We start from the raw sequence: 8,690 nt of genomic DNA, 5'->3' as shown, positions 1-8,690 counted from the left end.
CACGGACGGCCCGCCGGAAGCAGAGCTTCCGGCGGGCCGTCCGTGTATGAGTGCGTTGCGGCAAAGGGAGTCTCTGTTCGATGAGCAGGGGCCTCTTCGTGTGCGGGGCGTGATCGCGACGGGGTAGGGGCCAGGGTCCCTTGCATGATCGCTTTCTGTCCGGGTTCATCCGGTGAGGCCGAGGGCGGTCAGGGGTCTGCGGCAGTCGCGGGCGGTGTGGCGCAGGGCGGCGGCGATGTTGGTGTGGTCGCCCTGGCGGTGGACGCCGATGGCGAGGTTGCGCAGGCTGGCCATGGTACGCGGGAGACGGCCGATATGGATCTTGGAGTCGTCCTCGCGGAACGTTCGGTCGCGGACGTGGTGCAGAAGATTTTCGATCTTCCAATGTCCTCTGATCCAGGCGGCGAGCTGGCGCCGGTCGCCACGCCGGGCGGCAGGCTGGTGATCAGGTAGACCCGTTCGATGGTGAGCTTGCCGGTGGTGAAGTCCTTTCTCCAGCGGACGACTTGGAGGGCCTGGCGGGCGTCGGGGTAGTCGAGGTGGGCGAAGGCGGTGGTCTTCAGACGCCGGATCTCCGTGCGGTGGTGGGCACGGGTGCGCTCGTGGTGGTCGAGCGTGATCTCCCGCCAGGGCAGGTGGCGGACGCGGTCGAACAGGCCGGGGTGGTTGGCCTTGACATGGGCGATGTAGTGGGCGCCGCGTTCACGGAGGTAGGCGCCGTGGGCGTGCTGGGTGTGCAGGGCGTCGGCGGTGATGACCGTGTCGGTCAGGTCGATGGTGTCCAGCAGGGGCTTGAAGGCGGGGATCTCGTTGCTCTTGTCGGCGACCTGCCGCTGGGCGAGGACGTGGCCGGTGTGGTCCATCGCGGCGAGCAGTGTGACGTGCGGGGTCGTGGCGGTGCGCGAGCCGCGCAGGGCCTTGCCGTCGACGGCGATCGCCCGCAGTCCGGCGGGCGAGGGAGTGGCGCGGGCGGTGAGGAAGGCTCCAATCGCTTGGTCCAGGGCGTCGCCGTCGAGCTGGACGAGAAGACGGCGCACGGTGTGGGGGTGCGGAACGGACACCGTGCCGGTCAGCGGGTCGACGGGGAAGCCGAGGGCCCGGCAGGCCCAGGATGGGGCGTCCGTGATCCATTCCGTGATCGCGGTGAGTGAGCGGGCGCCGGCCAGGACGCTCGCCGCAGCGGCGGCCACCAGCGCGGTCAGCCGATAGCGACGGCCCCGGACGCCGCGTGGGTCGGGGACCAGGTCCAGGAAGCCGGACAGGCAGACCGCGTCCGTCAGTGGGGCCGGCGCGGAAGTCTGGGCCAGTTGGCCCAGCGCGGTGAGCATGGGGGAAGATGCAGGAGCAGGCACGGACTCGCCAAGTGTTCATGGGACTTCGACACTCACATGATCACCGAGACCGTGCCTGCACTGCGTTCGACCCCTGCCCGAACCGGGACGTCCACCCCGACTCCGGACCAGCCCGGTCTTCCGGACAGATGGCGATCATGCAACAGCCCCTGCTCCATGGCTCCGGCACTGAAAGTGATCCAGAACCACGATTCACGCGTCGCCGACGCGCAGCGGCCGAGCGCCGCCGGACTTGCCGAGAGGATCACCCCATGGCCAGCGCTACCCGACTCGAAGCCACCGCAGCAGCCGTGACCGTAATGTCTTTGGGCTCGTCCATGACGACTGGCATGTGTGCCCCGCTCATGGGGTGTGTATCGGTGTCCAAGGCGCGCAATGCCAACTTGGTTGTCAGTCTCCGAGGTTTTCTGGCGGCACGGCGGCTGTCACTGCGGCGGGCAGCCGATCATTCATGATCTGCTCGCGTGGCAGCGACAGACCGAAGTACTGCTGCAAGGCGGCCAAGGTCGCCCGCAGCGAGTCGAAGTCTGCACTGCCGTGGAGGACGTATCCAGCTTTAACTGGATCTCCGAGGCGAACGTGGCTTCACCCACTAGGATTGTCTCGCCGCTGGGCAGCTTGCTGTAAGTGTAGGAGTGGATCGGGGTGGCCTTCTTCATGCACGCTTCGGTGCGCTTGAAGTAGTCCGCGCCCGCACTGAGGTTGCTGCACCAGCTGACAAGGTCGTCGCCTGCCATGGTGGCATGCATGCGCTTGGCCACCGATGCCTGCTGCTCGGCGGTAAGGTCGCCTGGCTTGCCGATCGCGATGCAGCCGATCTTGTCGTTGCCGATGTCGCTGCACTGGCCGGTCGGCTTGTCCGGCGCGCTCGTGGTGCTGCTGGCCGAGGGTTCGGGCATGTTCCGTCGGGCGGTCTGGTACTCCTGATAGGAGTCGAGATCGACCGTCGGCGCGTTTTTGTCCGGCTCAGGCAAGGTGATGCTCAGCTGCCTGCCGCGGGTGTGGAATTTCGCCCAGGCGGACCACTCGGTCTCATACAAGCTGCCGTCGAATGCGCTGGTACGGAAGGCATAGGTGGTGTTCGTCTTCAGGTCGCCATAGCGAAGAGTTACCTGTGCCGTTCCGCCGGAAGCCACGAAGTCGGAAACCACCACACCGTAGCTGGCGGGATTGCCAGTTTCGGGGTCGGTGAGCTGGACCTGGTCCTTGGGGTTGCCGTTGGCGTCGGTGGTGTACACCTGGAACGATAGGTCCGCGTCGTCGCCGTCGGCGTCGGTGACGGTGACGGTGTTGCTTAATGTGACGTCGGTGCGGTTGACCTGCCACACGCCGGCCGAGTCCTTGGTGCCCGGCGGGCCAGCCTTGAGGTTCTTTCCGGAGACGGGCCGGTTGTTGTTGGCCATGGTGTGGGCCTCGGGGCCTGCCGCTGGCCGGGAGGACGGGGCGTAGTCCCAGTCAGGGGTGCCGTCGCCGCTGTCGGCGGCGGTTGCGAGGCCGCCTCCCCCGATGAGCATGATGGCCGCAGTGCCTACTGCGATTTTCGACAGGAAGCGTCTTCTTCTGAATAAGCCAAACAAGGTTGACCTTTCCCCTTTTGACCCCATCCCCGCGTATACCCGGGGATGGGGCGTACGAGTGTTCGTGATTGTCGCGCCAGGGATCACTCTTATGTGGCGCTAGCATTGGCCAACAAGGTCCCGAACTGGGGCGATTCACCAATGCGCCCCGAACCGGATGTGACAAGCGGCACGTTCAGGCAGGGTTGTAGACCGGTTCCTTCGACCTAGGCCGTGTTTCCAGTTGTGATCATGTGGTGGGTGGAAGCTCGTCAGCCCCACAGCCAGTCGGATGCGAGCTCGGCGAAGGCACTTTCCTCTCGTGTGGCTCGTAGCGGACGGGTCTCCTTGTGGAACTGCAGAGTCACGCCGGTGACGGGCACTGAGGGGCGGCCGGGGATGGTCATCGAGGTCCCGGCGGGCAGCTTGAAATGCCGGGAGCCCCAGGGGTTCCCCCAGGAGGAGACATGCGACTCCTCCTGCCAGGCCAACTCGGCGCGCATGCCCGCGAATGAGGCGATCGGCGTCTGCTGGGCGTCGTGGAAGACCGCGTCGTAAATGTCGGCATGTACGTCTCCCCACTGTTGCTTGCTGAGCGTGGCAGTGTTCTGCGGCTGCGTGAAGCCGTGGCTGGACAGGATGGCCACGTCGTAGCCCCAGGAGCCCTCACCCGTAGGGTGAACACTCAGGATCCGCAGGTTACGCAGGTAGGCGGCCTGAACGGCGTCCCCGGACGGTGTGCGGCGCGAGCACACGAACGCTGCGGGCCGCCCTTCGCGAGCGGGGGTCGTTCCCACCCGGGCGGCAAGGTCCGCCACGCGCGCGATGTCGTCGACGGTGACCGTTGCATCCAGCGACCCCGCGGCGATGAGCGCCACCGCCTCGTCGTCTGCGCGGGCCACCAGCGTGGACCCGCCCGGCGGCGTGTGGAACTGCCAGATGTCGTCCTCTTCGGTCAACGCTCGGGCAACGGCGTCGAGAAACTGCCGATGTTCGGCGGGTTCGTCTTGCGTCATGGTCGATGATCGTAGGGTTTGCGCGCGTCGCCAACAGTGGCGGATGACTGCAGGCGCTTGATCTTGGGCCAGGGCTGTATCGGGCTTTGATCAATCTGTGGGGCCCAGGGACCGTGTCGAGTTGAGATCACGGGTTTCTTGTTTCGTCGTCCCGGCCGGGCTGGGACGGTAGACAGGCGGGATGACCCGGGGTGATCTCACGAACGACGAGTGGGCTGTGTTCGAACCGCTGCTGCCGCTGGGCGAACGCGGTCCCATTCCTGACCTGCGCAGACTGGTCAACGGCGTGATGTGGCGGTTCCGTACGGGCGGTCCGTGGCGGGACATGCCCGAGCGGTACGGGCCGTGGTCCACCGTCTACGGGCGGTTCCACCTCTGGGCCAGGTCCGGGGTCTTCCAGAGGCTGATGGAAGCGGTGATCGCCGAGGCCGCCGTGCGCGGTCAGGCGGACCTCGGCCTGGTGTGCGTGGACTCCACCGTGGCCTGGGCCCACCATCACGCCGCCGGTATGACGGTCGATGCGGAGCTGCTCGAAGCTCTGGAGAAGGCCGTCGCGGAGAAAAAGGGGCTTCCCCAAAGGGACAGAACGCCCCGGTAGCCGAGCCGGACGAGCAGGCGGATCCCGTCCGCAACGAGCGACGACGCCTGCATCGGCGCCGTAAAGCGCGGCTTCGCGCCGCCGAACTGGGGCGCTCACGCGGCGGGCTGAGCAGCAAGGTGCACCTGTCGGCCGACCGCCGCTGCCGCCCGCTGTCCTTCGTGCTCACCCCCGGCCAGGCCGCCGACAGCCCCCGCTTCACCGCCGTCCTGGAGCGCATCAAGGTACGGGGCCCGATCGGCCGGCCCCGCACCCGCCCCGCCGCCGTGGCCGCAGACAAGGCGTACTCCTCCCGCGCCAACCGCGCCTACCTGCGAAGACGCAGGATCCGCGCGTGATCCCGGAGAAGACCGACCAGGCGGCCAACCGCAAGAAGAAGGGGCGCCGGGGCGGGCGCCCCCTCGCCCATGACACCGAGCTCTACCGTGACCGCAACACAGTGGAACGCTGTATCAACAAGATCAAGGAGTGGCGCGGGCTCGCCACCCGCTACGACAAGACCCCGGTCAGCTACCTCGCCGGACTCCACCTACGCGGCGCGGTCATCTGGCTCCGCACCCTCACATAAAGATCGCAACTCGGTACAGTCCCTAGTACTGCAACGGTGCTTGCCGTGACTGCTGGCCAGATCAGTCGTTGGTCTGGTTATGGGTGGGGACCTTGCTGATGTCAGGTTGTGGGCCGGTGAACTGAGTGCGGTGCACGAGCGGTTCGTGCACCGGTTCAGCCGGGAGGAGCCGCGCCAGTCGGCGCTCGCCTATATGCGGGGGCTGATTGCTCCGCTGGAGCGGAAGAACGGCTGGACGCTCGCGGAAGAAGCCGGACACGCGGGGCCCGACCGCATCCATCGTTTGCTGAACCGGATCGAGTGGGACGCCGACGAGGTCCTGGACGACGTACGTGACTACGTCGTCGAACACCTCGGAGACCGGGACGCCGTTCTGATCGTCGATGACACCGGCTTCCTCAAGAAGGGCATCCGCTCGGCCGGCGTGCAAAGGCAGTACTCCGGCACCGCCGGACGCACCGAGAACAGCCAGATCGGCGTGTTCCTCGCTTACGCCACCGACCGCGGACGCACGCTGATCGACCGCCGCTTGTATCTGCCCACGTCATGGACAGACGACCGGGAAAGGTGCCGACGGGCCGGTATCGACGACAGTGTCGCCTTCGAGACGAAGGTGACCATGGCCAAGGCGATGGTCAGACGAGCGATCAGGGACAAGATCCCGTTCGGATGGGTGACGGCGGATGCCGCCTACGGCTTCAGCAAGGGCTGGCGCTCCGAGCTGGAACAGGCCGATGTCTTCCACGTCATGGCCACCACCCGGCACGACACCGTCGTCACCCGCTGGGCCATCGACCACCCCGTCCACGACTTGTTCCCCGGCCTCCCACGACAGAAGTGGAAGCGCCGCTCGTGCGGCACAGGGGCGCATGGCCCGCGGATCTATGACTGGGCCCGCGTCGAGGTCCGGCCCTGGCACCGCGAGGACCGCCAGCACTGGGTCATCGCCCGCCGCAGCGTCAGCCGGCCCGAGGAGATCTCTTACTACATCGCCTACTGCCCGGCCGGGACCACCCTGGACGAGCTGATCCGCATCGCGGGCAGCCGTTGGGCCGTGGAGGAATGCTTCCAGACCGCGAAGCAGGAATGCGGCCTGGACGACTATCAAGTCCGCCGCTACCCCGGCTGGCACCGCCACATGACTCTGGCCATGGCCGCCCACGCCTGCCTGACCGTCCTGCGCGCCCGCGGACTCGACGCCGACAAAGCAGAAACGGATCCTCCCAGCTCATCCACCTCAGCCTCGCCGAGATCCGGCGCCTGATCGCCCGACTCACAAACCGCCGCCCCATCCCCGTCGACCACATCCTGCACTGGTCGACATGGCGCCGCCGACGCCAGCACCAGGCCCGCGTCAGTCACTACAAACGACGCGGACACAGCCCCTGAAACTGGCCAGCAGTCACGTCAAGCACCGTTGCAGTACTAGTGCCCCATCAAGCAACGTTCGCCGTGGGTGGTCTGCGACGATGACTCCATGGACGAAGAAGTCATTCTCATTCTTCGCGTCGAGGACGCTGCGGCGGCGGTCGCTTGGTACGAGCGGCTGGGCTTCGCCGAGCAGTGGGAACATCGCTTCGAGCCGGGACTTCCCGCGTTCGTCGAGCTCGCCCGGGGCGGGATGCGGTTGTTCTTATCGGAGCACAAGGGCGATGCCCGACCCGACACGTTGGTCTACCTGCGCATTCGTAATGTCGAGGCCATCGCCTCCGAGTTCGGTGTGCAGACCAAGGACGCTCCGTGGGCGCGTGAGATTGAGCTGCGCGACCCTGACGCCAACCGGCTGCGGATCGGAACGCCGACGGAATGACACTCGCCGGCAGCGCGCGGCAGGGAAGCTGGGCTGGTGGCTGAGCGAGTATGCGTCCGCGAGATCGATGACGACGAGGGGAAGCGCCTGCGCGGATCATCCGCAGAGGCAGCGGGTCGGTGGTGATCTGGCGGCGGTGTAGATGCCGAGAAGTAAGTCCGTGCAGTTCATGCGACATGGTGGTGCTCGTGGAGGATGCCGCTGAGGCGGTCGCGTCGGCGGACGTCGAGGTGGGCGAGCCTGTCCGGTTGGACGACCGGCGCGGGTAGCGGGCGGAGAGGCGCGGCGCCTTTGAGGGAGCGGTGGGGTCTGTGATCGTTGTAGAACTGCTCGTACTCGCGTAGTGCGTGGAGCAGGTGGGTCTCGTTCCGCATGAGGGTGCGGTCGGGGAACTCGGCCCGGCATGACCGTACCCATCGTTCTGTGGTGGCGTTCGTGCGGGGTATTCGGACGCCGGTCTGGATGACCTTGATGCCCTCGGCCTGCAGGGGTGCGTCGAAGGCAGCTGGGTAGCGGGGGTCCCGGTCCCGGATCAGGTACTTCGCCCGGGCGTTTGCGTCGTGGAGGTCCATGATCATGTTCCGGGCGAGTTGGGTCACCCATGCCGCGGTCGGGTGGGCGGTTGTGCCGAGGATGCGGATGCGTCGGCTGGCGTGTTCGATGACGGCGAGGACGTACAGGGGTGCCCCGGTCAGGGTCTTGGTTTCGAAGAAAGTCGGCGGCGAGGATGGCGCCGGCCTGCGAGCGTAAGAAGGCCGCCCGGGTCGTGTGTTCCCGCTCGGGTGCGGGCGGGATGCCGTGCTCTTTGAGAATGCTCCACACGGTGGAGGCGGCGACCTTGATACCGAGGGCGCAGAGTTCGCCGTGCACGCGCCGGTAGCCCCGGCTTGGATTCTCCCGTACAAGTCGCAGAACCAGGAGCCGGATGGAGCGGACGGTACGGGGCCGGCCGCGGCGCTTGGGACGGGAGGCCTTCGCGTGGCGGTGGCGGAGCAGGTCGCGGTACCAGCGCAGGAGAGCGTCCGCAGAGACGATCAGGCGAAGCCGGCGGAGCCGTGCTCGTGGGAAGCGGTGTAGCAGGGTTGCGAGGAGTGCCCGGTCGGGCCAGGTCAGCTGTGGACGGTCTACCGTGCGCTGTAGCACGGCGAGTTGGTGGCGCAGCGCCAGAATCTCCAGGTCCTTCTCGCGATCGCTCATCGGCACGAGCCGCACGAACGTGAACATCGTCGACAGGGCGAGGTAGAGGAGTCGCAGCAGCACGGTCAAGCATCTCGCCGGTCGGCGCGGACGCGCTATGCCCAGTCTTGGCTCACGGGAGGAGAGGAGTGATTGTGTTGACCTTTCTCCAAGCTCACCGAGTGCGTGACCTGCACGGACGTAATATCCGGCACCTGCAATGACGGCGCCTGGAGAGGTCGCGGTGCCAGCGCAGCACGGTGTCAGGACGCACGAGCAGCCGCACACGCCGCAGAGCTGGCAACGGTAGCCGGTGCAGCAGCGCCGCCAGGAAAGCCCGGTCGCCCGGGGTGAACCGTACTCGGGCACCGCCGAGTTGGCGTTCGAGCACTGTGATCTGATGGCGGATGGCCAGGATCTCCGCATCCTTGTTCCGGTCGCTCATCGGCAGCAGACGCAGCAGCGCGAACGCGTTGGTCACTCCCAGGTAGGCCAGTCGCAGCAGCACGGTCGATCATCATGACGTGTCGACTACCGGCTACGCGAGAGCGCCTACTCGGGCGACGAGGCCGACGACCGCCAGTCCAGGTGCAGGCTTCCGACCAGGGCGGATG

6 protein-coding genes and 2 pseudogenes are annotated in these 8,690 nt (G+C 66.9%); 3 read left to right on the top strand and 5 right to left on the bottom strand.

Annotated elements, in window-relative coordinates; all coding sequences use genetic code 11:
• Positions 1 to 188: 188 nt before the first annotated feature.
• From CCN51_RS25585 to CCN51_RS54450, 3 genes are all read right to left on the bottom strand, one after another.
• Entirely contained in the window at positions 189 to 1,352 is a 1,164-nt protein-coding gene (locus tag CCN51_RS25585) for an ISAs1 family transposase (RefSeq protein WP_245881683.1), read from the bottom strand.
• Between the two features lie 449 nt (positions 1,353 to 1,801).
• Positions 1,802 to 2,755 carry a hypothetical protein gene (locus tag CCN51_RS25580; protein ID WP_143675894.1) on the bottom strand — a complete coding sequence of 318 codons (954 nt, stop codon included), beginning with the start codon at positions 2,753 to 2,755 and terminating at the stop codon, positions 1,802 to 1,804.
• A gap of 425 nt (positions 2,756 to 3,180) precedes the next feature.
• Positions 3,181 to 3,924 (bottom strand): hypothetical protein, encoded by a 744-nt coding sequence (locus CCN51_RS54450; protein ID WP_014173759.1) that lies wholly within the window; start codon positions 3,922 to 3,924, stop codon positions 3,181 to 3,183.
• Positions 3,925 to 4,105: 181 nt separating this feature from the next.
• On the opposite strand from CCN51_RS54450, the pseudogene CCN51_RS25570 reads away from it, so the two are divergent.
• The 3 genes and pseudogenes from CCN51_RS25570 (at position 4,106) to CCN51_RS25560 (ending at position 6,900) form a co-directional block, all read left to right on the top strand.
• Positions 4,106 to 5,090: pseudogene (locus CCN51_RS25570) on the top strand (IS5 family transposase).
• 79 nt (positions 5,091 to 5,169) lie between these two features.
• Entirely contained in the window at positions 5,170 to 6,354 is a 1,185-nt protein-coding gene (locus CCN51_RS25565) for an IS701 family transposase (protein ID WP_043486168.1), read from the top strand.
• 213 nt (positions 6,355 to 6,567) lie between these two features.
• On the top strand, positions 6,568 to 6,900 hold the full coding sequence (locus tag CCN51_RS25560; RefSeq protein ID WP_043486169.1) for a glyoxalase superfamily protein: 333 nt from the start codon (positions 6,568 to 6,570) through the stop codon (positions 6,898 to 6,900).
• A gap of 167 nt (positions 6,901 to 7,067) precedes the next feature.
• On the opposite strand, the pseudogene CCN51_RS25555 reads toward CCN51_RS25560, so the two are convergent.
• Positions 7,068 to 8,160: pseudogene (locus tag CCN51_RS25555) on the bottom strand (integrase core domain-containing protein).
• Between the two features lie 91 nt (positions 8,161 to 8,251).
• Positions 8,252 to 8,584, bottom strand: coding sequence for a hypothetical protein (locus tag CCN51_RS25550; protein ID WP_014173768.1), 333 nt, complete (start codon positions 8,582 to 8,584; stop codon positions 8,252 to 8,254).
• Positions 8,585 to 8,690 lie beyond the last annotated feature (106 nt).

It is taken from the genome of Streptomyces milbemycinicus, from assembly GCF_002154605.1.
GTDB classification, from domain to species: domain Bacteria; phylum Actinomycetota; class Actinomycetes; order Streptomycetales; family Streptomycetaceae; genus Streptomyces; species Streptomyces milbemycinicus.
This window is presented reverse-complemented; position numbering and strand designations above follow the sequence as displayed.